The organism is Histidinibacterium lentulum (assembly GCF_003789055.1).
GTDB classification, from domain to species: Bacteria; Pseudomonadota; Alphaproteobacteria; order Rhodobacterales; family Rhodobacteraceae; genus Oceanicola; species Oceanicola lentulus.
Genome location: NZ_ML119090.1, coordinates 147,042 through 172,127 on the forward strand (window position 1 = coordinate 147,042; position 25,086 = coordinate 172,127).

Genomic DNA, 25,086 nt, shown 5'->3' on the forward strand with positions numbered 1-25,086 from the left:
TCAGAGCCGCTCGTAAGCTGCGAGCGAGGCCTCGAAGGCCGCATCGAGCGCCGCCTCAGGCTCGGCGGCGCCGGACAGGACGTCGCCCATCAGGATCTGGATCTGGTTCGAGATCTCCGGGTAGATCGCCGCCCCGGGGCGCGGACGCCCGTTGACCAGCGCCTCTGCGAAGAGATCGAACTGCGGGCCCTCGAAGGCGTCATAGGTCTCGTACTGCGCCGCCGAGGTGGGCAGCAGGCCCTGCACCGCATTGCCCGCGCCGGAATAGATCTCCTTCACCATCTCCGCGCAGAGCTGCACCTTCTCGGGATCGTCGCTGAGCGCGGCGATGGTCCAGCCGCCGGTGCCCGTCGCCCGGTCCTCTGCGGTCGGCCCCGGAAGCTCGGAGACCGCCCAGTCGGCGAAACGCTCCTCGGACAGGGTGCCCGCGAGCTGGCCGTACTGCCAGTTGCCGCCCACGAACATCGCCGCGGTCCCCGCCGCGGCCGCGGCGTTGAACTCGTCATAGTTGTTGATCGTGGTCACGCGGCCCGGCGCGGCGCCGCTCTCGACGAGGGACCGGTAGTAGCCCAGCGCTTCGAGGAAGGCCTCCCGGTTCTCGCCCTCCCCGAAGACCGGACGCCCGTCCTCGTCCACGAGTTCACCGCCTGCGGCCCAGAAGTTGCCGAGCCAGTCGAAGGTCGTCCCCTCCCAGCGGGCGCCGTTGAAGAGGATGCCCTCGAGCCCCGCCTCGCTGGCGGCAACCGCCGCCGCCTCGAGTTCGTCCCAGGTCTGCGGCGCCTCGGGCACCACCGCCGTGTCGCGGTAGAGGACGCGCAGGTCCGTGAACCACCACCAGGCCACCAAGTTGCCGTCCGCGTCGGTCACCGCCTCCCGCACGAAGGGAAAGAGATCGGCGATCTCTTCCTCGGCCCAATGGTCGTTCATCGGCGCCAGCACCCCCGCCGCCTTGAAGGTGGCGAGCTGCGAGCTGTCGATCATCGCGCAGTCCGGCCCGCGCCCGGCGCGCGCCTGTTCCAGCATCCGCGCCTGTTCCTCGCCGATGTTGTCGGTGGCGAGCTGCGTGTCGATCCGCCAGTCGGGACGCGCTTCGATGAACTCCGTGAAGAGCGCCTCGAAGGCCGCCCGCATCTCGAGGTCCGAGGAATAGAGGTCGTAGGCCGTGAGCCGGAAGGACATCGCGTTGGGCGCATCGGGAAGGCCCACGCGGTCGCGCGTGATCAGGTCCTGCGCCGCAAGCGGTGCGGCGGTGAGGGCGATCGCGGCGACGGAGGTGGAAAGGCGAAGGGTCATGGCGTCGGTCCTTTTTCGGCAGTCGGTCAGGAGGGTGAACCTAGCGGCGCTGACCGGTTTTCAAATGCACCCGAGCGAAGCGCCGTTCCCGTCCCGGGGTCGAAGAGGTGCAGATCGGCGGCATGCGCCGTCAGCGCGGCCCTGAGACCGGGCGCCAGCCTTGCCCGCGCATCGTGCCGGACCCAGACCTCGCCCAGGCCCTCGGCCGTCCAGAGCGCCAGGGTTTCGGCGCCGAGGGGTTCCAGAAGGTCGAGACGCGCGGGCATCGCACCCTGTGCGCCGGGATCGGCGAGGCGCAGCGCCTCGGGGCGCAGGCCCGCCATGACGGGCCCGTCGGGAAGCCCAGCCGGGACATCCGGCAGGATTCGCCGTCCCTCGGCGTGCAGAGCGCCCGCCTCGAGGCGCGCCGGAAACAGGTTCATCGGCGGGGAGCCCACGAAGCCCGCCACGAAAAGCGACGCGGGCCGGTCGTAGACCTCCATCGGCGTGCCGACCTGCTCCACCCTGCCCGCATTCATCACCACGACGCGGTCGGCCATGGTCATCGCCTCGGTCTGGTCGTGGGTGACGTAGAGCGTCGTCGTGGGAAACCGGGCGTGCAGCCGCTTCACCTCGGTCCGCATGGAGATCCGCAGCCGCGCGTCGAGGTTCGAGAGCGGCTCGTCGAAGAGAAAGAGCCGGGGCCGCCTGACAATGGCGCGGCCCATGGCGACGCGCTGACGCTGGCCGCCCGAGAGCTCGCCCGGTCGGCGGTCAAGGAGGTCGTCGAGCTCGAGGATCCGCGCCGCCTCGGCCACTGCGCGCCGGGTCTCCTCGCGGCTCGCCCCCCGCCGGCGCAGCCCGAACCCCATGTTCCGGGCGACGCTCATGTGCGGGTAGAGCGCATAGTCCTGAAAGACCATCGCCACATCCCGGTCCGCGGCGCCGAGCGCGGTCACGTCACGGCCGTCGATGCGGATGCGTCCTTCCGTCGGCGCCTCGAGCCCGGCGACCATGCGCAGGGTGGTGGACTTGCCGCAGCCGGACGGCCCGACCAGCACCACGAACTCGCCCGGCAGCGCCTCGAGGTCCAGCGCGGAGACCGCGACAGAGCCGCCGTCGAAGCGCTTGGCGATCCCCTCGAGGTTCAGACGGGCGCCCTCGGCCGCGCCGGCCCGGCGCAGCTCCTCGGCGGTCGTCTTGTCCATCCTCTTCGGTCTCCCCGCCTCGGCTTGAGTGCGGAAGTAGCCTTCCCGCCCGAAGGTTCCACCCCGGCGGACCGGCGCCGCCGCAGCCACCGCCCTTGCCCCGGCGCCTGACCGGGCGATATCTCTTCGATGCCCAAGACTTCAGACGCCCCTGCGGCCCGTTCCGGTCGCGGCCTTCTGCGGATCGCCGTGCCCCTGGGCATCGTCATCCTGCTCTGGCAGATCGTCGACCTGGAGGAGGTTGGATCGCTTCTCGGGCAGGTCGATCCGTGGGCCGTCTCCCTCGCGCTCGTTCTGGTCCTTGTGCAGAATGCGGTCTCCGCGCTCCGCTGGCGCCTGACGGCCGCACGGCTGGGACTCCGCATCGGACGGGGCCGGGCTCTGTCGGAGTACTTCCTGTCGCAGCTTCTCAACATGACCCTGCCCGCCGGCGTTCTGGGCGACGCGGGCCGCGCGCTGCGCAGTCGGGCCGAGGCCGGGCTGGTGCCGGCGGGACAGGCGGTGGTGATCGACAGGCTGACGGGCCAGGTGGCGCTTTTCTCGGTCCTCGGCGCGGGGCTTGTCCTCAGCGCCGCGGGTCCGGGTGTCGACTGGCCCGACTGGGTCGTGACCGTGGTCCTGTGGTTTCTCGGCGCCGGGGCGGCGCTCGCGGCGGCGCTCTGGATTGGCGGACAGGCGCGGGGGCGCATCGGACAGCTGTCCCACGACAGCCGGGCCGCGGTCGGCCGGGCCGTGCTCGCCGCCGATGTCTGGCCCTGGCAGGCGGCACTGAGCCTCGTGATCGTGGGCTGCAACCTCGGGGCCTTCGCCCTCTGCGCCGCGGCCACGGGGACGGTGCTGCCCTTCGTCGCGGTGATTTCTGTGGTGCCGCTGATCCTCGTGACCATGATCCTGCCGGTGTCCGTCGGCGGGTGGGGCGTGCGCGAGGGGGCGGCCGCGGCCCTCTGGCCCACGCTGGGCGCGGCGGCTGAGGCGGGGATCGCCGCCTCGGTCGTCTTCGGTTTCGTGATCCTCGCGGCCTCGCTGCCGGGGCTCGGCGCCCTTCTGTGGCCCGCTCAGGCCCCGCCGCGAGAGAGCGCCCCGGCAAAGGCGTCCCGCCGGCGCGCCACCTCGGGCAAGGGGCCTGACGATACGCCCCGCGGAGGCCGCGACGACCACCAGACGATGAGCGGCGCGAAGACCATCGGCAGAAAGACCGGGACGACGAAATAGAGCGAGCCGAGCGCCACCGCGACAGTGAGCGCGAACCCCGCAAGGCCCAGCGTCGCGATCCAGCGCGAGGCCTCCCAGGCGCGGGCGAGATCGAGACCCTCTCCGGCCGGCGGATGGGCCGGCCACCCCCCGTCGCGTCCCGTCAGGACCTCCAGAACCGCCCGCAGTTGCCAGGCGAGCAGGATCGGCGCCAAGAGAGCAGAAAACAGGAGCTCGCCCAGCGCCGCACCCGCCCGGCGCAGGCGGTCTCGCTGCCCCGGCCGGAAGAGGTCATGCAGCAGGGCCGCGACGCGGGGCAGCACCAGCAGACCGATCACTGCGAAGATCAGCCCCTCGGACCCCGCCAGCGTACCGGTCTGGGGCGCCGCCCCCGTGGCCAGCGGCCGGAGGAGACTGGCCAGCAGGAAGAGGCTCCACAGCGGGGCCATGGCGTAGGTCGCGACGTTGAGCGCGAAGGTCACCCGGCTCCAGAAGGCGAGACCCTCGAGCGGGATCAGCCGGGCGTGCTGCATGTTGCCCTGGCACCAGCGACGGTCCCGGCGGGCGTGGGCCACGATGTCCTCTGGTCCCTCCTCGAAGGAGCCGCCCAGATCGGGGTCGATCCGGACGTCCCATCCCGCCCGGACCAGCAGCGCCGCCTCGACATAGTCGTGGCTCATCACCGGCCCTCCGAACGGCGCCGGGCCCGGCAGTTCGGCGAGGCCGCAATGGGCGGCGAAGGGCGCCACCCGGATGATCGCGTTGTGCCCCCAGTAGGGACCCGCCCTGCCCTGCAGCGCGGCGAGGCCCGCGGCCTGGAGCGGCCCGGAGAAGCCCGAGGCGAACTGCATCGCCCGTCCAAAGCGGCTGCGGGCACCGATGACCCGCGGCACGCTCTGCAACAGGCCAAGCTCCGGCGCCCCCTCCATCCGGCGCACCATCTCCACGAGGGTCTCCCCCTCCATCAGGCTGTCGGCGTCGAGCACCGCCGCATAGCGGTAGCGCCCGCCCGACCGGCGCAGGAAATCGGCGATGTTACCGGCCTTTCGCCCGCGCCGGTCCGCCCTGCGCCGGTACATCAGGGGTATCGGTCCCGGCGCCTCCGCGACCAGGCGCGCCAGCCCCTCCGCCTCCGCGCGGCCCGCCTGTGGGCCGCTGTCCGACAGCACGACCATCTCGAACAGATGCGCGTGGTCCGTCGCCATGAGCGACGCCCGGACAGCCGCGATCCGGGCAAGCGCCGGACCGGTCTCCTCGTCGCACAGGAGGATCAGCACCGCCGTTCGCCCGGCGACCGAGCCCCGGGGCGGCGGCGCAGGCCGCACTGCGAGCCCCGCAAGGGCAAGCGCGCTGCCCCAAGCGAGCCAGGCGCCCGCCACGAAGACGAGCGCGGCGCGCAGCCAGTCGATGGCCGCCGGATGAGGCACGCTGCCCATGAAGGCCCAGGCGAGGCCCGAGGCCACGACGACCACGGTCACTCCCGCAAGCGCCCTCAGGCGAAGGGTGGCGGGATCAGGACCGCGCACGGCGCAGGATCAGCCGCAGCAGCCGTCGCAGGGGCCGCCGCCGCGGACGGACGAGCAGGTGCTCGGGCATCGCCATGGGCGCGGTGACGGGCACAGGAAGGTCCGGCGGCGCGGGGCTCACAGGGTCGCCCGGCCCGGCGGCAGCCTTGCGCGTATGCGGGCCGCTCCCGGACTTCCTATGCGGATGTAGGCCGGGACCTGACGGGCAGGCGCACATGGCGCGGGGCGGATCGTTCTGCTGCATCGGGAGCCAGATAGCGTCGCCGCCCCGGGCTTCAAACCTGCCCCGTCCGGCAACGGGATCCGGGCAGGGCCTGCCGCAAGGATCGGAACAGGGGCGGGGCGGTCGTCGTTCTTCCCCCAATCGCGGCCCGACCGGGCGCGACGTCGAGACATGACCCTGGAGGACCAGACATGACAGACAGACTGAAGATCGCAGCCAGCGCCCTCGCCCTCGTCGCGGGCGCGCCCGCAATGGCGCAGGACGACATGGCGCAGGATCAGCCGGAAATGTCGCAGGACCAGGTCGAGGTGCTGTCGGGCTGGAACTACGACACGCTCTACGAGACCGGCTGGAGCGTGGAGAACATGTTCGACCTGACCGAGATCCGCGACGCCAACGGCGAGGATATCGGCGATGTCGAGAACGTGATCTTCGCCAATGACGGCGAGGTCCTCGGGATCATCGCCCAGGTCGGCGGATTCTGGGACATCGGCGACACCCACGTCTATGTGCCCTGGGACCAGGTCGAGATCGGTGACACGATCCAGGTCGCCACGATCCCCGTGACCGAGGAGACCGTCGATGACTACACCGTCTTCGGCGAATACTGGTTCGAGGAAGAGACGCTCACCGAGGCCGAGACGGAAGAGACCGGGCCGGTGAACGACGACCTCGAAGCGGGGTCCGGCATCTTCAAGGCGACCGACATGATCGGCAGCTATGCCTACCTCACCGACGGTGTCCGTTACGGCTATGTGGCCGACCTGATCGTGCAGGACGACGCGGTTTCGGCCATCGTGACCGATGCGGCGGCCTACGGGACCGGCGGCTACTACGCCTATCCCTACGCCTGGCGCGGGACGGTTCCGACCGCCGGGCCGCGCTACGATATGCCGTACGGCCCGCAGGAAGTGGATACGCTCGAGGCCTTCGATTACGAGCAGCTGCAGACCCGCGGCACGGTGGACTGACCGAAGGTCCGTCAGGGGGCGGCGGTCCGTCCGGGCCGCCGCCCGCCTCCGACGCGCAACACTTGACCGGAGCCGATCAGGCCGCCTCCCCACCGGGTCGCGGCCTGGTCGCTTTCCGGAGGGTGTCAGCCCATCTTGTCCGACGCATAGGCGCCGGGGCTTGCCGGAAACACCACCGTCTTGCCGTCATTCAGGAACGCCCGCCGCTGAGCATGGGCGTGGACCGCGCGCGCCAGCACCTGCGCCTCCACGTCGCGCCCCAGCGAGACGTAGTCCGAGGCACTCTGCGCATGGGTCACGCGCACCGTGTCCTGTTCGATGATCGGCCCCTCGTCGAGATCGGCGGTGACGTAATGGGCCGTCGCCCCGATCAGCTTCACCCCCCGCTCGAAGGCCTGCTTGTAGGGGTTGGCACCCTTGAAGCTCGGCAGGAAGGAATGGTGGATGTTGATGATCCGCCCCGACATCGCCTGGCAGAGCCCGTCCGACAGCACCTGCATGTACCGGGCCAGCACCACCAGCTCCGCCCCGGTCTCCGCGACAAGCTCCAGAAGCCGCGCCTCGGCCTCGGCCTTGCTTTGCGGCGTCACGCGGATGTGGTGGAAGGGCAGGTCGTGGTTCACGACGACCTTCTGATAGGTCATGTGGTTCGACACGACGCCGACGATCTCCACCGGCAGCGCGCCGATGCGCCAGCGATACAGGAGGTCGTTCAGGCAGTGGCCGAAATTCGAGACCATGATCAGCGTCTTCATGCGCTCATCGGGATCGTGGATCCCCCAGGTCATCCCGAAGCGCTCCGCCACCGGCGGAAAGCCCGCGCGCAGGTCGTCCGGCCCGGCCTTTCCCTCGATCACGAAGGCGATGCGGGCGAAGAAGCGTCCGGTCTCGATGTCGTCGAACTGCGCCGCATCGACGATGTTGCACCCGTTCTCGGCGAGATAGCCCGCGACAGCGGCGACGATGCCCGCGCGGGACTCGCACTGGACGGTGAGGACATGGGTCTTGGCGCGCATCAGGGGCTCGTCGGATCGGGGAAAGCTGCCGTCCGGACATGACCCGATCCGCGCCCCGAGGCAAGGCGGAGACCGACCAGATGCGCGCGGCGAACGACCTCGGCACGACCGGCCGGGAACAGGCCGCGCGCCCGCCGGTTTTCCCGTTGCACCAATGGAAAGGAGGCGACCTATGGACGGCTTCTGGTTCTGGTTACTTCTGCTCTTTCTCCTGATCGCTGTCTTCGCCTGGCCGACCTGGCCCCATACCCGCGACCGCTGGCCCTATCGCGCAGGTGGCGGCTCTCGCTACGCGATCTCGGCCACGGCGGTGGCGCTGATGCTTCTGGTCATCGTGCTGTTCTGGCTGGGCCTTCTGGCCATCGCCTGGCCCTGGGCTGCGGTCGAGCCGGTGCCGCCGGTGACCCGGTGACGTCGGACCCCGGCCGCCCCGGCCGGCCCCACCCCCACACCGAAAGGAGATGACCATGCTCGCAGCCTCGAAGATCACCGGCCTGCCGATCGCCGCGACCGACGGCGAGATCGGCCGGGTGGACGACCTCCTGTTCGACGACGCCTCCTGGGCCATCCGCTGGGCGGTGGCCGACACCGGCAAATGGCTCACCGGCCGCCGTGTCCTTCTGCCGAAGGACAAGCTCGCGGGACCCGACCCCGTCTCGGAGGGCTTCGCGGTCGAGATCACCCGCGACGCCGTCAAGGACTCGCCCGGACTGTCCACCGACGCGCCGGTCTCGCGGCAGATGGAGCGCGAGGTCTTCGGCCATTACGGATGGACGCCCTATTGGGACGGCGGCTACGGCTATCCCATGGCGGCGGGCGTCGCCACCGGCGCCGCCGCGCCCGCAGCCCCTCTCGGGATGCTCCCCGAGGACGCGCCCTCGGAGGCGGAGGCGACGCGCGACGAGCCCTCGGGCGATCCTCACCTTCGCAGCGTCGCGGAGGTGACGGGCTACGGGATCGAGGCCACCGACGGCGGGATCGGCCATCTCGAGGACCTGCTCCTCGATCCCGAGGACTGGTCCGTGCGGTTCATCGTGGTGGACACGCGCAACTGGTGGCCGGGCCGCAAGGTGCTGATCTCGCCGCGCTGGCTGAGGGAGATCGACTGGACCGAACGCACGGTGCGGGTCGATGCCACCCGCGAGGCGGTGAAGTCGAGCCCGGACTACGATCCCACCTCTCCGCCCGGACCCGAGGAGGAGGCGCGGCTTCACGCCCATTACGGCCACGTCTGGCCGTAGTGCGGGCCTCGCCCTCTCAGCAGCCGTCCGGGACCAGCGCCTCCGTCCGGCCCGTCAGGCGGTAGGCAACAAGGCCGATCCACTCCTTCACGACGGTGTTGAGCGTCCGGAGGCGCTCCGCGAGATCCCAGCCGAAAGGCAGGTTTCCTGCACCCCGGTAATCCACCGGATAGGGCACGACGTCGCGCCATCCCGCCGCGCAGAAGGTGGCGACGGACCGTGGCATGTGAAAGGCCGAGGTGACGAGAACCCAAGGCCCCTCCGCCGCACCGACGAGCTCCCGCGTCAGCGCCGCATTCTCGGCGGTGTTGCGCGAGGCGCCTTCGAGCAGCACCCGCTCCGGGGCCACGCCCGCCTCGGCGAAGAGCCGTTCCGCGGCATCGGCCCCGCTCACGCCTTGGTCGAGCAGGCTGCCGCTGCCCCCGGTGAAGATGAGCCGCGCCCCGGGATGGGCCCGCGCCAGCGCCAGCCCCGCGAGAAAGCGGTCGCCCGCCTCGTTGACCTCGGGCAGGCCGGTCGCCTCCGTGGTCCGCGCGTCCTCCGCCCCTCCGAGGATGATGATCCCGGCAGGGTCCACGACCTCGGGCCGGGCCGGGAACCTCTGCTCCAGCGGCCGGATCAGCAGCTCCCCGAGGGGCAGGATGCCGATGCCGAGGAGCAGGAGGAGGCTCGTCAGCAGGGTCCTCTGACCGAGGCGCGGGCGATTCCGCCGAAAGGCCAGGAGAGCTGCGACGAGCAGCAGGACGATCCAGCTCTCGGGCCGCGCCAGGGTCCAGAACACCTTCGAGGCGATGAAGAAGACCGTATCCAGACCCCGTCCCCCGGTTCTCCGCGTTCGCCGCCTGCGAGGCACCCTGCCCCGGCGGTCGTGCACGGGGCCAGCAGGACGAGAGATAGAACAGGGTCACGGACCGCACCATCCCTGATGCGCTGTCGCGGCTCGCGCCGTTTCGGAGGATATCCCCGAGGGGCCTATTGCGTGTCGGACGGACCGCCGCTGTCGTCGTCCTGCGACAGACCGGCGATCAGAGCGAGTCCGCCGACGCCGAGCGCCAGGGCCCCGCCCGGGCCGAGGGTGCCGATGAGCGGGAGCGCCCCCACGGCGTCGTCATCCAAGGCCCCGGCGGGAAGGGGCGCGGTGCCGCAGGTGACCGCAAGCCCCGCGCCGCCGTCGACGTAGCGCGCGGACTCGACGACGAAGCCGCCGCAGACGTCGGCGGCCTGCGCCAGGCCAAGAGCATCGGGGAGGTCGGCGGCAAGGGCGGCGCTCGCGGAAACGGCGAGGGCAGAGCCCAGCGCGAGGGATTTCGAGGGGATCATGATGGTGCACTCCTTCGTCTGGCCTCAGGCGTTCTTCGGCGTCCCGGCCAGCGTGCAGGCGCCGCGACCCGAGGTCCGCGATTGCGACCGAGACCCCGAACCGCCCACTCGACACGTCAGGGCCCTTGGGTTCCGGATCCGTCCTCGCCCTCCCGGGTCGCCCGTGAACGGGGCAACGGCCGGGTTGTTCCCGAAGAACGACGCGAAAATCTCCCGCAACCCGAGAGACTTGGGCCCTCTCCACACGCGCCGCGGCCGCACGCGCGGGTCCGTCCGGATGCCGACTGCGACGCGATAACTCGGCCGCGCTGCCGATGCCCCCTTGAGTGAACGGTATACATCCGTATCCTGCGGAAACCTGGGGAGGGGCCAATGGGACAGCAGCCGATCCCGATCGAGATCGACGCGGAGGTCTTTGCGCGCTCGACAACGCTCTTCGATCTCAAGCGGACGGTCCTGGCTCCCGAAGCCATCGCCGCTCTCGCAAGCGACATCGTCAGGGGCCTTGCCCAGGGGGGCCTCGCCCGCCCCGCCGCGGCTCTGCCCGACATTGACGAGTCCGAGAGCGCGGCCTTCTGCGCGCGGCTGATCGAACCCGATCCGGACGGCGCTCTGCGCTTCATCGCCGATCGCCGGGCCGAGGGGCTGAGCCGCCGCGACGTCTACCTCGGCTATGTGGGCGCCGCGGCGCGCAAGCTGGGCGCCGACTGGGAGGCGGACCGGCTCAGCTTTGCCCAGGTCACGATCGGCACGGGCCATCTCTACGCGCTCATGCGCGCGCTCAAGACCGAGGGAGGGACCGGTCCGCAGGAGGTCGCGCTGCGCAAACACGCGCTCTTCGCCACCGTCCCGCGGGAGACCCACGGGATCGGTATCACGGTCGCGGCGGAGGTGTTCCGCGGCGAAGGCTGGGAGATCGACCTCGAGATCGGTCTCGACCATGACGGGATCATCGCCGCGGCCCGGCAAACCCGGGCGCAGGTGATCGGCCTGTCGCTCAGCACCGAGGAGCGGTTGCAGGACCTGATCCGGCTGGTGCTGGGCCTCCGGCTCGTGGTTCCGGGGGCGATCATCGGCGTGGCGACGGGGGATGCCTTCGACGACGACAAGGTCGCCATGTTCGCCGACATCGACCTGCTGTTCGCGGATGCGCCCACCGCCTGTGCCGATCTCGAAAGGCTGATCCGCGCCAGGCGGTGAGAGGGCGCGGAGCGGGCGGAACGGGGACACCGGGACATGCGGCGCTGCCGCCCTCGCCCGCTCCCGCGCTAAAGCGCGGGTTCGTCAGGCGGTCCGGTTGCGTCCGCCCCGGGATGGCGCCCGTCCGCGCGAGAACCTGCCGCGCGGGCAGTGCCCACGTCCCGGCGCCCACAGCGCCGCATCGGGCAGCGCGGCACCATTGGCGGCGCGCCTTGTGCGGACCCCAGGAAATTCGGAAGCCGGGGACCTGAGTGAAGCCCCGACGGCATCTTGGACCGAGACCGCTCACTGCCTGCCCCCCCGTCTCAATCCCCTTCCGCGGCTTGCGCCTGCACCTCGCCGGGCGCTTCCACTGTTGCCGCCTTTTCGCGACCTTCGACGGGATGACGCAGGACGAGTTCCCCTGGCTCGGGCTCCGACTGGACCGGACCGGGTCCCTCGCCGTGGTCGGCGCGGCGCGCATGCGCTCCCGGCAGATCCGACGCACCAAGAGGCGACCGGCCTGTCATGGAAGGGCCGAGCCATGACCGGCAAGCCGCCGCGACCGCTCCTGCCTTGGCTCGACGAACTCGGTCACGGCACCCGTATCCCGTGGCCTCCGGGCAACGACCGCCCGGCTCCCGACGGCCGCCGGAGAGCAGGGGTTCAACCCGCCGTGAGAGCAGGTAAGGTCTGCGGGTGGGAGCGGCATGAATGCATGCGAGAACCGTCAAGATTGCCGGAGTGGTCGTGGCCTTGGCCGCGGCAGGGCCGGTCCATGGGCAGTCCGGCCCGGGCTACAACACCTATGGTGCGCCGGGGCTGATCGACATGCCCTCAGCGCTGATGCGGCCGGACGGGGAACTGGCGTTCACAAGCAGCCATTTCCGGAACCAGACACGGAACACGCTGACGTTTCAGTTCGCCCCGAGACTGACGGGGAGCTTCCGGTATTCGCCGCTCTACGACATCCGGGGTGGGGGACCATCCGGCACCGGGGATGTATTTGACTTCATCTTCGACCGAAGCTTCTCGCTTCAATACCAGCTCTTCGACGAAACGGACCGGCGACCGGCCCTTGCCATCGGCCTCAACGACTTCCTCGGAACCGGCATCTACAGCTCCGAATACCTCGTCGCGACGAAGACCTTCGGCGACCGGTTCCGGGTCACGGGGGGGATCGGCTGGGGCCGGCTCGGGAGCGCCAACGGGTTCGACAACCCCTTGGGGGTGTTCTCGGACGAGCTGAAGGACCGCGACGACGTGGAATTCCGGGGCGGCGGAGAAGTCTCCAACGTCGCGCTCTTCTCAGGAGACGCCGCCTTCTTCGGCGGCGTCGAATACCGGCTCAACGATCGCACCTGGCTCATCGCCGAATATTCCTCCGACGACTACGCCCCCGAGGACGGCACGGCCTTCGACCAGAAGACCCAGTACAACTTCGGCATCTCCTATCAGGCCAACGACTACATCAACATCGCCGCCAACTACCTCTACGGCAGCGAGTTCGGCATCCGCGCCACCTTCGCGCTGAACCCGCAGAACCGGCCCTCGGGCTCCGGTCGCGATCCCGGCCCGCCGCCCGTGCGGCCGGTGCCGGCCTCGAGCCCGCCACCTGGCCTGCCCGCCTCGGTCATCCAGTCGACCGAAGCCGCCCTCGCCGCCGAAGGCCTCGGCCTCCACGGGATCGCGCTCCAGGGCGATCGCGTGACGGTCGAGATCGAGAACACCCGTTACTCGGCCACGGCCCAGGCCATCGGGCGCACCGCCCGGGTGCTGACCCAAACCATGCCGGCCGGTGTCGGAACCTTCACCGTGACGCCGATTAACCGCGGCATCCGCGGCACCTCCGCGACCATCGCCCGCGGCACGATGGAGCGCTACGAATTCGAGCTCGACCAGACCTGGGAGAGCTACGCCCGGACCCGGTTCGACGAGGGGCCAGACCCCTTGGCACCCCTGCCCGGCCGCTACCCCGCCTTCAGCTACAGCATCGCGCCCTATCTCGCCGAAGCGCTCTTCGACCCCGACGATCCGCTCCGCGTCGATGTGGGCGTGTCGCTCCTGGCCAGCTACGAGCCCGCGCCCGGCCTCATCGTCAGCGGCGAGGTCCGCCAGCGGCTCTTCGGCAACCGCGACGAGTCCACCCGCGAATCCACCTCGGTCCTGCCCCGGGTCCGCAGCGAGTCGAACATCTACCAGCGCGAGGGCGAGACCACCCTGCACCGGCTCTATGGCGCCTACTACTTCCAGCCCGGTGAAACGGTGAGCGCCCGGATCACCGCCGGCTATCTGGAACCCCAGTTCGCCGGCGTCTCCGCCGAAGTCCTCTGGTCACCGCCCGCCTCGCGCCTCTCTTACGGGGTCGAGATTAACTACGCCCAGCAGCGCGCCTTCGAGCAGGATTTCGACCTGCGCGACTACGACATCGTCACCGGCCATGCCTCGGTCTACTACGACATGGGGAACGGCTATTTCGCGCAAGTGGATGCCGGCCGCTATCTCGCCGGCGACTGGGGCGGGACGCTGTCGGTCGAGCGCCGCTTCGACAACGGCTGGGAGATCGGCGCCTTCGCGACCCTGACCGACGTGCCCTTCGAGGACTTCGGCGAGGGCTCCTTCGACAAGGGCATCCTGCTGACCATCCCCGTGGACTGGATCACCGGCCAGCCCAGCCGCGACACGATCAATCGCACGATCCGCCCCGTGCAGCGCGACGGCGGCGCGCGGCTTTCGGTGCCGGGGCGGCTCTACGGGATCTATGCGGACCAGTCGGTCGAGGATTATACGGCCGACTGGGGCAGGTTCTGGCGGTAGAGGAAGACCCCCAGTCCCTTGCCGGTCACGGGGTCGGACTCCGGCGTGCCATCCGAACGGACGCCCGTTGAAGAAGCAGAGGTCAGCGACCTCGCAGATCCCGCACACTCGCCACCAGATCCTCGACCTTCGAACGGTCGACCGGACCGGACCAATGTCCGGTGCTCTTGACGCTGGAGCCCACGACCGCGCCGTCGAGGAGCGCCATCAGGGCCGGCGCGTTCTCCGCCGTCAGCCCGCTGCCGCCGATGACCGGCAGGGTGGTCCCGACGCGGATCGCGGCGATCTCGTCCTCGGGGATCGTGTCGCCCGTCCGGTTTCCCGTGGCGATCGCCACGTCTGCATCGAAGAACTCGGTGTCCCGCGCCAGCTCGGACACGCTCCGGTCGGACGTGACCGCATGGGCGCCGTGCTTCACATGGACATCGGCAAAGATCGCCACGCTGTCCGCGCCGATCATGCGGCGGAACCGCAGGGCCTCGCCGCTCAGGCCGTCGAGGAATCCCTCGTTGGCCACGTATCCGTTGACCCACTGATTGACCCGCACGAACCGCGCTCCAGTGGCATGGGCAACGGCGATGGCACCGATGGCGTGGTTTGCCAGAAGATTGATCCCGAAGGGCAGCGCCGTCCTTTCCGAAACCGCCTGCACGATGGCGCTCATCGCCGCGATGACCTCGGGGCCGATGTTCTGCGGCTTCACGAAGGGCACGTCGCCGTGGTTCTCGAGCATGAGCCCGTCCATGCCGCCCTCCTCGTAAGCGCGCACATCCTTCAGCGCGATCGCGATCAGGTCCGAGACCGGCGCACCACGGTAGCGGGGGGTTCCGGGCAAGGGCGGAAGATGGACATTGCCGATGAGCGGCTTCCTGCGGCCGAATATCTCCGACAGCACGTCGCATTGGGTGGGCATGAAGTCTCTTCCTTCCAGGTCAGGCGGCCGTGACACGGTCGGTCACCGCGGCAAGTCGCGCATTTCTTTCCTCGGCCGAGGGTCGTCTTGTGGCCAGCGCGCCGAAGGCCTCGACCACGAAGGAGGCCGAGACCGTTCCCATGGCGCCGCAGTCCGCAAGGGGCCTGCCTGACGACAGCCCGGCCAGGAAACCGCCGCAATAGGCGTCCCCTGCCCCGGTCGTGTCGACGACCCGGGCGGGCCAGGCCGGGACATGGGTGAGGCGGCCGGTGCCGCCTTCGGCGATCAGCGAGCCTTTCGCCCCGATCTTTCCCACCACGTGTGTCCCGCTCTCCTGCGCCGTCCGGCACAGCCAGTCTTCGATCCGGTCCGGCGCCCAGATCCGCTGGATCTCGAGCTCGCTGGGCAGAAAGGCATCGATATCCGCCAGAAAGGCGAGATCGGCATAGCGTGTCGCGTCGATGAACGCGTCCGACAGGATGTCCATGGTCAGGACGCGCCCCGCCGCCCTCAGCCTGCGCGCGGTGGCGATGGAACTGTCCGGTCCCTGTGGCGCGATGTGAAATCCCTTGGCCTGCTCGTAGCTCTCGGGCATAGGCCCCCGCTCGGCATCGAGGGACAGCGGGTCAGACGACCCCAGCTTTCGCACCTGCTGCTTGTGCACGTCGCTCTCGTGCAGGAGCCACAGCTCGAGTCCGTTGCCCCGGGCGTCGGCGATCCCGGCGGTGTCGAGGCCCCATGCCCCGATCTCGCGGCGGCTGGCTTCGGCATGGGTCTCACCCGCCGGCGCATGGACGCCGACCCTGCCGCCCCAGATCGCGGCCCCGATGGCGGAATAGAGCGCGCCGCCACCGGGCCGGGCCATGGAGGTCGTGCCGTCCTCGAGCACGATGTCGTCGGTCGTCAGCCAGCCTGTCGTCACGAGGTCGATCATGCGGCCGGCCCTTCGAGTTCCTCGTAAAGGAGGGACATGTAGACGAGCGCCCGGGAGAGGCTGACGAAATCCTCCAGATGGGCGGTCGGCAAGGCCCTGTCGAAATGCCGGTCGGCGCCCGGAAAGCCCAGGATGACGATGCCCGGACTGCGCTGCATCACGGCGACATCGTCGCTCCGCGAAGTGTATAGGTTCGAGGTCTCGCGCACCGTGGCGCCGCGTGCCTCGAGCCCGGCGGTAAAGGCCCTCACGGCGGCATAAAGATGCGGCGGCGTCACGGCGCCGCGGGCGCGACTGGAGAACTCGCTCAGCACCGCGCCCGAGCCCGGGACCCCTGCCCCGTCCGGACCGCCGTTCCCCTCGGCCGCCGTCTGCTGCATGTCGATCACGACCGACAGGCGCGGGGTAGGCGCCGCCGCCATCAGGCGGGTCGCGCCCCGGCTGATGGACTGGTTGCCCGCCGCGGCCGGCCCCTCTTCCTCGTCGGGCATGGCGAAGAAGGCGCTCGTCCCAAAGCGGGCCAGGACCGCGGCCGCCACGGCCATGACCGCGACCCCGCCCGCATTGTCGAAATGGCCCGTCAACAGACCGTCGTCCGCCGCCGCGAAGGGCGTGACCGGCACGACCCTGTCTCCCGGGCGCAGGTCGAGGGCGCCGTCGGGGAGGAAGAAGGGATCGCCACCTTCCGACAGGAGGCGGCCCGCGGCACGGGTGACGAAGGTCCCGGCCTCGAGATCGTAGCGCAGGACCTCGGCCTGCCGCTCCCCATCCCGGGTGAGGTGGTAGCAATAGGGGACCAGCGGATACCGGCCGTCTTCCGGGGGCTGGATCAGATAGCTGATGCTGTCGAGATGGGCGATGTACCAGAGCCCCGCCGCCGCCCCGCCACCACAGGACAGGGTCACGGCCCCCGTCCGCTCATGGTCGGGGTTCAGGCGCAGCGCGTCGCTTTCCAGGGCGCCATCCTCTTCCAGCAGCGTCCGCAGCACCGGCGCGCGCATCAGCGCCGCCGCGCCGGAGGGCGCCGGTGTATCGGCCAGCGCGCGAAGATAGCGCGTCAGACGCTCCGGGGTGCAGTAGCTCTCCACCTCCTCGCGGATGGCGTCACAACGCTCCAGCGCGCGGGTCACCTGCGCCATGGTTGGGTTTCGAGTGACTTGGGAATGGGTCATGCCCGGCTCGACCGCGCCATGATGAAGACCGCCACCACGATCAGCGCGCCCTTGAAGAGTTGCTGCACGAAGGGATCGACCCCGGTCAGGTTCAGGATGTTCGCCAGCACCCCGATGATCAGGGTCCCGATCAGGGTGCCGGTCACCGAGCCCTTGCCCCCGAAGAGGCTGGTGCCCCCCACAACCACCGCCGCGATGGCGTCGAGTTCGTAGGCCTGCCCCGCGATGGGCGTGCCCACGCTGAGTTGCGAGGCATAGACCAGTCCGCTGATCCCAGCCACGCCGCCCGAGATGACATAGACAATCGTGGTGTAGAGGCCGACAGGTACGCCCGACAGCCGCGCCGCGTCCTCGTTCGAGCCGATCGCATAGACGGACCGACCAAAGGGGGTCTGCGTCAGGACGAACCCGCTGACGAGCAGCGTTCCGAGCAGGATCAGCGTCGGGTTTGGAACGCCGAAGGTATAGCCGTTGCCGAGGTTGAAGAACGCCTCGTCGAGGATCGGGATCGGCGTGCCGCCGGTGTAGATGAAGGCCAGCCCTCGGGCGAAGGACAGCATCCCGAGCGTCATGATGAAGGGCGGGATCCCCGCGAAGGCCACTCCGAGCCCGTTCACGAGGCCGAGCGCCATGGCCGCCAGGATGCCGAGCGGGATCGCAACCGCCATGCTCTGGGTCTCGAGGATACCCGCGAAGAGCACCACGGACACCCCGAGGATCGAGCCCACGGAGAGGTCGATGCCCTTCGTGAGGATGACGAAGGTCATGCCCACGGCGAGGATTCCCACGATCGACACCTGCCGCAGCACGTTCATCAGGTTCGGCACGCTGAGGAACCGATCGTTCAGGAAGGACGACACGATGATCAGCAGGATGAGCGCCGCCAGCACGCCGGTGCGGCCGATCAGGGCCGAGAAGATCTGCTGGCGGCTCCGGGTCCCGGCGCCGTCCCGCGGACGGGAGGACGGTGTGGTCTCTGACATCTTTACCTACTCCGTGGGCATCTCAGGCCATGGTCGCCGCGCGCATGATCGTCTCTTCGGAGGCCTCGGCGCGCTGCAGTTCGGCTGCAACGCGGCCCGAGCGCATGACGATGATCCGGTCCGACAGCCGGATGACCTCTTCCATTTCCGAGGAGATCACGAGGATCGCGGCGCCCTCCTCGGCCAGGTCCTCGATGAAGCGATAGATCTCCCGCTTGGCCCCGATATCGACGCCCCGGGTGGGCTCGTCGAAGATCAGAACCTTCGGCCGACCGGCAAGAGCCCGGCCCAGAAGCGCCTTCTGCTGGTTGCCGCCGCTCAGGGTGCTGATCGTCGCCTGCATTCCGGACAGTCGGATATCGAGCTCCTCGATCTGCTCGCGCACGAAGGCCCGCTCGCGGCTCAGACGCAGGACGCCGAAGGAGGTAAACCGGGCGAGGTTGGAGATCGTCATGTTCTCGCGCACCGGCCGGTTCGGGAGCAGGCCGAAGGCCTTCCGGTCCTCGCTGACATAGGCGATGCCCCTGCGCGTCGCCGCCCGGGGGCCCGAGAGCCGGACGGCCGCGCCATTGAGCCGCATCGTGCCGCCGCTGTGCTTTCTCACGCCGAAGATCGCCTGGGCGACCTCGGTCCGGCCCGCGCCGATCAGCCCGGCAAGCCCGACGATCTCGCCCGCGCGCACCTGAAGCGAGATCGCCTCGAAGGCGCCCTCGCTCGAGAGCCCCTCCAGCTCCAGCACCACCTCGCCCCGCTGACGCTGCTTGCTGGTGTAGCTCTCGAACTCGCGCCCGATCATGCGCGAGACGAGCCAGTCGTGATCGACGTCCCGGACCGGCTCCGTGCCCGTCCGGCTGCCGTCGCGCAGCACGGTCACCCTGTCCGCGATCCGGAAGATCTCTTCGAGATGGTGCGAGATGAAGACGACGCCGATCCCCTCGGACTTCAGCCGCCCGATCAGCTCGAAGAGCGTGTCGACCCGGTTGGCGTCGAGCACCGCTGTCGGCTCGTCGAGGATCAGGAGCTTCGCCCGCACCGAAATCGCCTTGGCGATCTCGATCATTTGCTGCTGCGCGATGCTGAGCCGACCGACCGGGATAGTGGGGTCGATGTCGATGGAGAGCCGCTTCAGCAACTCGTCGGTCCGGGCCCGCATCCGGCGGTGGTCCAGCATACCAAAGGCGTTCCGCAGGAAATGCCCGAGAAAGATGTTCTCGACCGTCGTCAGGTGCGGCGCCAGCGACAGCTCCTGATGGATCACGACGATACCGTGATCGAGGGCGGCCTGGGGCGACGAGAGCGAAATCTCGCGTCCCTCGAGACGCATCGAGCCGCCATCGGCCCGATGCACCCCGCCCAGGATCTTGATCAGGGTGGATTTGCCCGCGCCGTTCTCGCCCACGATGGCATGGACCTCGCCCGGCGCGACGCTGAGATCGACGTCGCGCAGCACGACATTGTCGCCGAACCGCTTGGTCAGGCCCCTCGCATCGAGAAGTAGGTCTGTCATGGTTGCGCCGCGCATAGTGGCCCCCCGGCCAAAACCGGGAGGCCGGACCCGGTTACTGGCAGGGATCGAGCGGCGGCGCGAAGTCGCCCCAGCCCCGGCCGATCCATTCCTCGGCATTGGCCTCGGTCACCGTGGGCGAATCCGGCAGCGCGAGCTGCACGCCCGGCTGGCCGTATTCCTCGGCCCCGGGGATCTCCATGCCCATCAGGGTGTAGAGCGCCGCGCGCATCCCGATGTCGCCGATAAACGGCGTGTAATTGCCATCCGCCCGGAAGGTTCCGTCGCGCACCGAGGTGAACCCGGCGTTCGAGCCGTCGAACGTGTAGTGCAGGATGCCGTCTTCGCAGCGGCCTGCCCGCGCGATGGCGAGCTGGGCGCCCCAGGAGGATTCCTCGGCATGGGAGAAGACCGCGTCGATGTCCGGGAACGCCGTCAGGAAGTCTTCCATGATCGGCACCGCCGGTTCGCGGATCCACTCGCCGTCGCCCACGGCCAGCACCTCGATGCCGGGATGGTCGGCGAGGACGTTCTTCATGCCCTGATCGCGGTCCACCGCGGGCGAGGAGCCCTGCAGGCCGGTGATGACGACGATGTTGCCCTCGCCGCCCAGATCCTCCGCCATGACCTCGGCGACACGCTCGCCCATGGTCACGTTGCTCTGGCCGATGAAGAGCGTCTTCTCCGTGGGCACGTCCCGGTCCATGACGATGAGCGGGATGCCCTCGTTCATCACCGCCCGCGCCGCAGGCATCAGGGCCGCGGATTCCACCGGGCTCAGCAGTACGGCATCGACGCCCCGGGCGATCAGGTCGCGCACGTCGTTGTTCTGCTTGGCGACATCGACGTTGCCGTCGAGCACGATCATGCTGACGTTCTCGTGCCGGCAGGCCTCGGCCTGGGCGGCCTCCAGCATGGCGATCCGCCAGGGATGGTTGAACCCGGTCTGCGAGAAACCGATGACGATCTCGTCTGTGGACCCGTCCACTTCGATCGGCCCCGCCTCGAGCGGCAGGACATCGGTGAAGGGCAGACCCTCGTACTGTTCCAGGAGTTCGGCGCAGGTCTTGCCGGAGATCGGCATCGTCTCCTGTGCGGCGGCACCCGAGGCTGCGATGGAAGCGGCGACCAGTGCGGTAGTGGCGACCAGGTGTTTCATGAGATTCCCCATTGATCAGAGCGGTGGCCACCGTTCGGCGATGGCTCGTTGCAGGGTTGGCACCGGGGACGGTTTTCCGCCTCCGGGGGTCTCGCCCTGCGGCGGACATCATGGTCCTTCGAGGGCGCAACAGGGATGACTGTGACCGATTCGAGTTGCTATGACAAATGGTATGACGTTCGGACGTTCTGATGGATGACTGGAAGCACCCTCTCGACACCGATGGACCCACGCCGATGTGGTTCCAGATCGCGGAACGTCTGCGAAATGCCATCGAAACAGGCATGTTCGGGCCGGGGGATACCCTGCCGTCCGAAGCGGAGCTGAACCTCCAGTTCGGCGTCAGCCGCGCGACTTCGCGCAGCGCGCTCAACGATCTCGAGACGCGCGGCTACATCGTGCGGCGATCGGGGCGCGGCTCCATCGTCCTGCGCAAGCGGGTCGATCAGCCGGCCGAAGCTCTGTCGGGATTTTCGGAAGACATGCGCCGTCGCGGCCTCAGACCCTCGTACCGGGTGCTGAAGGTCGGCCGCGAGGCGGCGACGGCAAGCGTCGCCGAGGCGCTGGAGGTCAGACGCGGCGCCAAGGTGTTCCTCTCGCACCGTGTCCTGCTCGCGGACGACGAGCCCATCGGGCTCGCCCTCTCATGGCTGGCCCCCCGGCTCTTCCGGAACCAGGGGCCGCCCACCGCCGAAGAACTCGAGACGGGCTCGCTCTACGGCTGGCTGCAGTCGACATGCGGCGTCACCATGGGACGCGCACGGACGTATATCGAGTCCGCCGCGGCGGACCCTGTTCAGGCCGAGATCCTGGAGGTGGAGGAAGGGTTCCCCCTGCTCCTCGCCCGGCGGAATTCCTACGACACCGACGACAAGCCGATCGAGCATGTCGATCTGAGCTTCCGGTCCGACCGGTATCGGTTCCAGTTGGAGATGCGACGGTAGGAGGTCAACCCGCAGCTGGTGTTCTGGCCTTGCGTGTTCCCGTCGTCAGCAAACGCGTCAAGTCCGGAGAGACCAGACACTTAGCCCTCAGGCTAAGTCTCCATGAACGCGAGATCCGGCGGGTCGAAACGCGAAGCCGGCAGTCAGAAAGAGTTTTCAGGACGAAACCGCGCTCCCGAAAGCTGTTTCACCGTCCCCGAAACCGGTTTCGGTTTGATCGAGTAACGGGGACAGCACGCGCCCGCTCCGAGACCGCCCGCCGTCACCTTGTTGTTCGAGGGCCATCAGGTCATGGCGCGGAACCCGACAACTGCAGTCGGGTCCATCTCCCGCCCCGCCGAAGCCGCTGTCGCGACCGCGAGGCTCTCACGTCGGCCGCACTGGCCCGGCTGCCTACAACCGCGCCTCGGCCGTATGGTCCAGAAACCAGCGGTATGTCTCGCGCACGCCCTGGTCCAGCGGGATGGAGGCACGCCAGCCCATGGCTTCGAGTCGCGAGACATCCATCAGCTTGCGGGGCGTCCCGTCGGGCTTCGTCGGATCGGTCTCGATGCGGCCCTGAAATCCCGTGACCTCGGCAACGAGCATTGCCAGGTCGAGGATGCTCACATCCGTGCCGCTGCCCACGTTGATATGGCTCAGCATCGGGTCCGTATTGGCCTCGTAGGTCTCGCGATCGAGGTCCATGACGAAGAGAGAGGCCTCGGCCATGTCGTCCACATGGAGAAACTCCCTACGGGGCGTACCGGTCCCCCAGATGACCACCTCGTCGCGACCCTCCTGCGCCGCCTCGTGAAAGCGGCGGATGAAAGCGGGCAGCACATGGCTCTTCTCCGGGTGGAAGTTGTCGCCCGGCCCGTAGAGGTTCGTCGGCATCACGCTCCGATAATCGACCCCATACTGCCGGTTGTAGCTCTCGCAGAGCTTGATCCCGGCGATCTTGGCGATGGCATAGGGCTCGTTCGTCGGCTCCAGCGTCCCGGTCAGAAGCGCATCCTCCCGCATCGGCTGATCGGCATTGCGCGGGTAGATGCAGGAGGAGCCGAGTTGCAGCAGCCGCGTCACCCCGGCCTCGAAGGCCTGATGGATGACGTTGCACTCGATCATCAGGTTTTCGTAGATGAACTCCGCCGGATAGGTGTCGTTGGCGAGGATCCCGCCCACCTTCGCCGCGGCGAGGATCACGACCTCCGGCCTCTCCTGCTCCATGAAGGCCCGCACGGCCGCCTGATCCGTCAGGTCGAGCTCCGAATGGGTGCGCGTCACGGTCTCGACACCCTGCGACTCGAGCCGCCGCAGGATTGCGCCGCCCACCATCCCGCGGTGGCCTGCCACGTAGATCCGCGTCATGTCCTGCCCTCTACCCTTCCAGTGCGACGGGAAGGTGATAGCCGTGGGACTTCAGGAACGCATGGCGTTGCGCGGTCTTGAGATCCTCCGCCACCATCTCCGCGCACATCTCGCGCGCGGTGATCTCCGGCTCCCAGCCGAGCTTCGCCTTGGCCTTCGCTGGATCGCCCAGCAGCGTCTCCACCTCGGCCGGACGGAAATACTTCGGATCGATCTGCACGATCTCCTTTCCCGGATGCACGGCTGGCGCCATGTCCCCCGTCACCGCCGTCACCCGGCCAACTTCCGCCAGACCCTCGCCGTCGAAGACGAGCGTGATCCCCAGATCCGCGGCCGCCCAGGTGATGAACTCGCGGACGGAATACTGCTTACCCGTGGCGATGACGAAATCCTCCGGCGCCTCCTGCTGAAGCATCATCCACTGCATCCGGACATAGTCCTTCGCATGTCCCCAGTCCCGCAGCGCGTCTATATTGCCCATGTAAAGGCAGTCCTCGAGCCCCTGCGCGATATTGGCGAGGCCCCGGGTGATCTTGCGCGTCACGAAGGTCTCCCCACGCCGGGGACTCTCGTGATTGAAGAGGATCCCGTTGCAGGCATACATCCCGTAGGCTTCCCGGTAGTTCACCGTGATCCAGTAGGCGTACATCTTGGCGACCGCATAGGGGCTGCGGGGGTGGAACGGCGTCGTCTCGGTCTGCGGAGTTTCCTGCACCAGCCCGTAGAGCTCCGAGGTCGAGGCCTGATAGAACCGCGTGGTCTTTTCGAGGCCAAGAAACCGGATCGCCTCGAGCAACCTGAGCGTACCCATGGCGTCCACATCGGCCGTGTACTCCGGGCTCTCGAAGCTGACCGCCACATGGGATTGCGCCCCGAGATTGTAGACCTCGTCCGGTCGCACCTCGGCCAGGATCCGGGTCAGGTTGGAACTGTCGGTGAGGTCCCCGTAATGCAGCCGGAGCTGCGGGTTCGCGTCGTGCGGATCCTCGTAAATGTGATCGATCCGCTGGGTATTGAACAGCGAGGCCCGGCGCTTGATGCCATGGACCTCGTAACCCTTCTCCAGCAGGAACTCGGCAAGGTAGGACCCGTCCTGCCCGGTGATCCCGGTGATAAGTGCGCGCCTCGTCATGGTGTCGACGGATCCCTCTTCATGAACTGTCCGATCTTGCTGAAATTCTTTGCGGCCAGGGTTCCGATGCCCCCGACCCCGTGCCTGCGGATCGCGCGGTAGTCCTCGCTGCTCTTCCGGATGATCCGCCCCAGCGAACGGTTGCTCTCCCCGCCCACGCGCATCCGGACCATGACCTTCGGAATGTAGGCCAGCCGGATCTGCCCCTTCACGAGCCAGCGCAGCATCGCCTCATAGTCCGCCGCGATCCGGAAGTCCGTGTCGTACATCCCCCACCGCTCGAACACCTCCCGGCGAAGGTAGAGCGTCGGATGCGGTGGCATCCATCCCCGGCGGAGCTTGTCCGGGTGATAGTCGCCCGACGACCACATCCGGATCACGCGGGAGGGATCGGTAGCGCTGACATAGACGAGATCGCCATAGACGCCGTCGACATTTTGCTTGGTCATCACCGCGGCGACATCCGCGAGCACGGTTTCGGAGCCGAAGAGGTCATCGGAATGCATGAGCCCGATGACATCCCCCGTGGCCCGCGCGATCCCGCGGTTGATCGCGTCATAGATCCCGCCGTCGCGCCCCGTCTCCAGCCGCATGTCCGGCCCCGACAGCGACTGCAGCAGGTCGAGCGTCCCGTCGTCGGACCCGCCATCCTGGACGATGTGCTCGATGTCGCCGTAGGTCTGACGCCGCACGCTCTCCACGGCCGCCTCGATCGTGGCGCGGCGATTGTAGACGGCAGTGACGACCGAGAGCTTCATGACAGGGCTTTTTCCGGGGCAGCTGAGACTGCGGATGGCACTGCCCCCTGCCTCTGTCCAGCCTCGAGGCCCGATCCATTGGGGACGATACCCCATCGCGCGTCTGTCCGGAGTTCCGGGATCTCACGCTCGGCATCGATGCCGCGATCGCACGACGCTGTGCCCGGCTTCATGGTCCCGACCCGCACTCCGAGCGCGATGCACTGATTGCGGCCACGGCGCTGGAACATGGCCCGGCGGTCGTCGCCCGCAATACGGACGACTTTGCGAGCA

General features: G+C 68.8%; 21 protein-coding genes and 1 pseudogene. 7 read left to right on the forward strand and 15 right to left on the reverse strand.

Annotated features, from left to right (window positions below; all coding sequences use genetic code 11):
• Together EAT49_RS17715 and EAT49_RS17720 are read right to left on the reverse strand one after the other, a co-directional pair.
• On the reverse strand, window positions 1-1,293 hold the full coding sequence (locus EAT49_RS17715; protein ID WP_123643636.1) for an extracellular solute-binding protein: 1,293 nt from the start codon (window positions 1,291-1,293) through the stop codon (window positions 1-3).
• A 26-nt stretch (window positions 1,294-1,319) separates the two neighbouring features.
• On the reverse strand, window positions 1,320-2,480 hold the full coding sequence (locus EAT49_RS17720; protein ID WP_123643637.1) for an ABC transporter ATP-binding protein: 1,161 nt from the start codon (window positions 2,478-2,480) through the stop codon (window positions 1,320-1,322).
• Window positions 2,481-2,609: 129 nt separating this feature from the next.
• On the opposite strand from EAT49_RS17720, the gene EAT49_RS17725 reads away from it, so the two are divergent.
• Window positions 2,610-3,692, forward strand: coding sequence for a lysylphosphatidylglycerol synthase transmembrane domain-containing protein (locus EAT49_RS17725; RefSeq protein WP_123643638.1), 1,083 nt, complete (start codon window positions 2,610-2,612; stop codon window positions 3,690-3,692).
• Here the strand turns inward: EAT49_RS17725 and mdoH are convergent.
• Window positions 3,674-5,107, reverse strand: a pseudogene (gene mdoH, locus EAT49_RS21625) (glucans biosynthesis glucosyltransferase MdoH); the annotation flags it as partial. The gene EAT49_RS17725 and the pseudogene mdoH sit on opposite strands and share 19 nt — an antisense overlap.
• Before the next feature lie 504 nt (window positions 5,108-5,611).
• Between mdoH and EAT49_RS17735 the strand changes: the two are divergent.
• Window positions 5,612-6,391, forward strand: a complete 780-nt coding sequence (locus EAT49_RS17735; protein WP_123643640.1) for a PRC-barrel domain-containing protein — start codon at window positions 5,612-5,614, stop codon at window positions 6,389-6,391.
• 125 nt (window positions 6,392-6,516) lie between these two features.
• Here EAT49_RS17735 and purU read toward each other — a convergent pair whose 3' ends face one another.
• Window positions 6,517-7,407, reverse strand: a complete 891-nt coding sequence (purU, locus tag EAT49_RS17740; protein WP_123643641.1) for a formyltetrahydrofolate deformylase — start codon at window positions 7,405-7,407, stop codon at window positions 6,517-6,519.
• Between the two features lie 172 nt (window positions 7,408-7,579).
• Here purU and EAT49_RS17745 point away from each other — a divergent pair, with 172 nt between their 5' ends.
• Together EAT49_RS17745 and EAT49_RS17750 are read left to right on the forward strand one after the other, a co-directional pair.
• The gene (locus tag EAT49_RS17745) at window positions 7,580-7,819 is read left to right on the forward strand and encodes a hypothetical protein (protein ID WP_123643642.1); all 240 of its coding nucleotides are present in this window, start codon (window positions 7,580-7,582) and stop codon (window positions 7,817-7,819) included.
• Between the two features lie 55 nt (window positions 7,820-7,874).
• Window positions 7,875-8,648: a PRC-barrel domain-containing protein gene (locus EAT49_RS17750; RefSeq protein WP_185020814.1), complete on the forward strand. Its 774-nt coding sequence runs from the start codon at window positions 7,875-7,877 to the stop codon at window positions 8,646-8,648.
• Between the two features lie 16 nt (window positions 8,649-8,664).
• On the opposite strand, the gene EAT49_RS17755 is transcribed toward EAT49_RS17750, so the two are convergent.
• Window positions 8,665-9,429: a YdcF family protein gene (locus EAT49_RS17755; RefSeq protein WP_246003899.1), complete on the reverse strand. Its 765-nt coding sequence runs from the start codon at window positions 9,427-9,429 to the stop codon at window positions 8,665-8,667.
• Between the two features lie 191 nt (window positions 9,430-9,620).
• The gene (locus EAT49_RS17760) at window positions 9,621-9,968 is read right to left on the reverse strand and encodes a hypothetical protein (RefSeq protein WP_123643644.1); all 348 of its coding nucleotides are present in this window, start codon (window positions 9,966-9,968) and stop codon (window positions 9,621-9,623) included.
• Between the two features lie 372 nt (window positions 9,969-10,340).
• On the opposite strand from EAT49_RS17760, the gene EAT49_RS17765 reads away from it, so the two are divergent.
• Window positions 10,341-11,168: a cobalamin B12-binding domain-containing protein gene (locus EAT49_RS17765; RefSeq protein WP_123643645.1), complete on the forward strand. Its 828-nt coding sequence runs from the start codon at window positions 10,341-10,343 to the stop codon at window positions 11,166-11,168.
• Between the two features lie 693 nt (window positions 11,169-11,861).
• Window positions 11,862-13,964 carry a YjbH domain-containing protein gene (locus EAT49_RS17770; protein WP_123643646.1) on the forward strand — a complete coding sequence of 701 codons (2,103 nt, stop codon included), beginning with the start codon at window positions 11,862-11,864 and terminating at the stop codon, window positions 13,962-13,964.
• Window positions 13,965-14,046: 82 nt separating this feature from the next.
• On the opposite strand, the gene EAT49_RS17775 is transcribed toward EAT49_RS17770, so the two are convergent.
• From EAT49_RS17775 to EAT49_RS17800, 6 genes are read right to left on the reverse strand one after another with little or no spacing between them, the layout of a single operon-like run.
• The gene (locus EAT49_RS17775; RefSeq protein WP_123643647.1) at window positions 14,047-14,877 is read right to left on the reverse strand and encodes a BtpA/SgcQ family protein; all 831 of its coding nucleotides are present in this window, start codon (window positions 14,875-14,877) and stop codon (window positions 14,047-14,049) included.
• A 19-nt stretch (window positions 14,878-14,896) separates the two neighbouring features.
• On the reverse strand, window positions 14,897-15,811 hold the full coding sequence (locus EAT49_RS17780) for a carbohydrate kinase family protein (RefSeq protein ID WP_123643648.1): 915 nt from the start codon (window positions 15,809-15,811) through the stop codon (window positions 14,897-14,899).
• Entirely contained in the window at window positions 15,808-16,950 is a 1,143-nt protein-coding gene (locus EAT49_RS17785) for a M20/M25/M40 family metallo-hydrolase (RefSeq protein WP_185020815.1), read from the reverse strand. Before EAT49_RS17785 ends, EAT49_RS17780 begins: the two co-directional genes overlap by 4 nt.
• A 29-nt stretch (window positions 16,951-16,979) precedes the next feature.
• Complete coding sequence (locus EAT49_RS17790) at window positions 16,980-17,966, reverse strand: ABC transporter permease (RefSeq protein WP_123643650.1); 987 nt, start codon at window positions 17,964-17,966, stop codon at window positions 16,980-16,982.
• A gap of 22 nt (window positions 17,967-17,988) precedes the next feature.
• Window positions 17,989-19,473: a sugar ABC transporter ATP-binding protein gene (locus EAT49_RS17795; RefSeq protein WP_185020816.1), complete on the reverse strand. Its 1,485-nt coding sequence runs from the start codon at window positions 19,471-19,473 to the stop codon at window positions 17,989-17,991.
• A gap of 52 nt (window positions 19,474-19,525) precedes the next feature.
• Window positions 19,526-20,629: a substrate-binding domain-containing protein gene (locus EAT49_RS17800; RefSeq protein ID WP_185020817.1), complete on the reverse strand. Its 1,104-nt coding sequence runs from the start codon at window positions 20,627-20,629 to the stop codon at window positions 19,526-19,528.
• Window positions 20,630-20,820: 191 nt separating this feature from the next.
• Between EAT49_RS17800 and EAT49_RS17805 the strand changes: the two genes are divergently transcribed.
• Window positions 20,821-21,573: a GntR family transcriptional regulator gene (locus EAT49_RS17805; protein WP_123643653.1), complete on the forward strand. Its 753-nt coding sequence runs from the start codon at window positions 20,821-20,823 to the stop codon at window positions 21,571-21,573.
• 393 nt (window positions 21,574-21,966) lie between these two features.
• On the opposite strand, the gene fcl is transcribed toward EAT49_RS17805, so the two are convergent.
• Genes fcl through EAT49_RS17820 form a run of 3 tightly spaced genes read right to left on the reverse strand, consistent with a single transcriptional unit; the run spans window position 21,967 to window position 24,813 of the window.
• Window positions 21,967-22,923, reverse strand: a complete 957-nt coding sequence (gene fcl, locus EAT49_RS17810) for a GDP-L-fucose synthase (protein ID WP_123643654.1) — start codon at window positions 22,921-22,923, stop codon at window positions 21,967-21,969.
• 10 nt (window positions 22,924-22,933) lie between these two features.
• Window positions 22,934-24,055, reverse strand: a complete 1,122-nt coding sequence (gmd, locus tag EAT49_RS17815; RefSeq protein ID WP_123643655.1) for a GDP-mannose 4,6-dehydratase — start codon at window positions 24,053-24,055, stop codon at window positions 22,934-22,936.
• A complete protein-coding gene (locus EAT49_RS17820; RefSeq protein ID WP_123643656.1) occupies window positions 24,052-24,813 on the reverse strand; it encodes a glycosyltransferase family 2 protein in 762 nt (253 codons plus the stop codon). Before EAT49_RS17820 ends, gmd begins: the two co-directional genes overlap by 4 nt.
• Window positions 24,814-25,086: the final 273 nt, after the last annotated feature.